Origin of the sequence: Actinoplanes hulinensis (genome assembly GCF_019429605.1) — a bacterium.
In the GTDB taxonomy this organism is placed as follows: Bacteria; Actinomycetota; Actinomycetes; order Mycobacteriales; family Micromonosporaceae; genus Actinoplanes; species Actinoplanes campanulatus.
The window spans coordinates 1-1,040 of sequence record NZ_JAHXZI010000056.1; the positions used below are offsets into that span (position 1 = coordinate 1).

The window sequence follows — 1,040 nt, forward strand, 5'->3', positions numbered from 1 at the left end:
CTAGGCCGTGTATCGAAGTCGGTGGTGGTGGGTGGAGAGGATCACGCGCGTCGTTGATCGATAGACAGTGAGGTCTCCGGTAGACGGTTTAGCGACCAAGCAGAACCGGAGACCACCGGAGACCTCGTGGACACCTTAGCGGTGACGCGGCGGTTCGACCTGACCGAGGCGCAGTGGGCGGCGTTGGAGCCGTTGCTGCCTGCCGGTCGTAGGCCGGGTCGGCCGTCGCAGTGGACGAAACGGCAGCTCATCGATGGGATCCGGTGGCGGGTCCGGGTCGGTGCCCCGTGGCGGGACATACCCGGGGTGTATGGGTCCTGGTCGGCGGTGCATGCGCTGTTTCGCCGGTGGCAGCGTGACGGGACCTGGGCGCGGATCCTGACCGCGTTGCAGACGGTCGCCGATGCGGCGGGCCGGATCGTCTGGGACGTGTCGGTGGACTCGACGGTCGCCCGGGCGCATCAGCATGCTGCTGGTGCGCGTAAAAGGGGGATCTTCAGATCGAGGCGCCCGGTGGTCGCCGGGTCGAGCCGGCCGATCATGCTCTGGGGCGTTCCCGGGGCGGGCTGACCACGAAGGTGCACCTGGGCTGTGAGCAGGGACAGAAGCCGTTGTCGATCGTGCTGACCGCCGGTCAGCGTGGGGACAATCCGCAGTTCATCGCGGTGATCGAGGGGATCCGGGTGCCCCGGCCCGGCGGTGGACGGCCCCGGACCCGCCCGGACCGGGTCCTGGCCGACAAGGCGTACACGAGCAAGGGCACCCGTCGTTACCTGCGCCGGCGCGGGATCAAGGCGACCATCCCGTCCAAGGCCGATCAGGACGCCAACCGGCGCAAGCTCGGGTCGAAGGGCGGCCGGCCACCGGCCTTCGACCCTGAGCGGTACAAGCAGCGGCATGCCGTGGAATGCGGCATCAACAGGCTCAAACGCAACCGCGCCGTCGCTACTCGGTACGACAAACTCGCCGTCCGCTACGAAGCCACCGTGACCATCGCCGCGATCAACGAATGGCTGTAACCGACTTTGATACAGGTCCTA

General features: G+C 67.8%; 1 protein-coding gene. It reads left to right on the forward strand.

The window, feature by feature from the left end; translation table 11 throughout:
- Window positions 1–126: 126 nt before the first annotated feature.
- Window positions 127–1,019, forward strand: a protein-coding gene (locus KZ829_RS42530; RefSeq protein ID WP_372454040.1) for an IS5 family transposase whose coding sequence is annotated in 2 segments (ribosomal slippage) — window positions 127–538 and window positions 538–1,019 — 894 coding nt in all. Because the reading frame shifts where the segments join, the coding sequence is not laid out codon by codon here.
- Window positions 1,020–1,040: the final 21 nt, after the last annotated feature.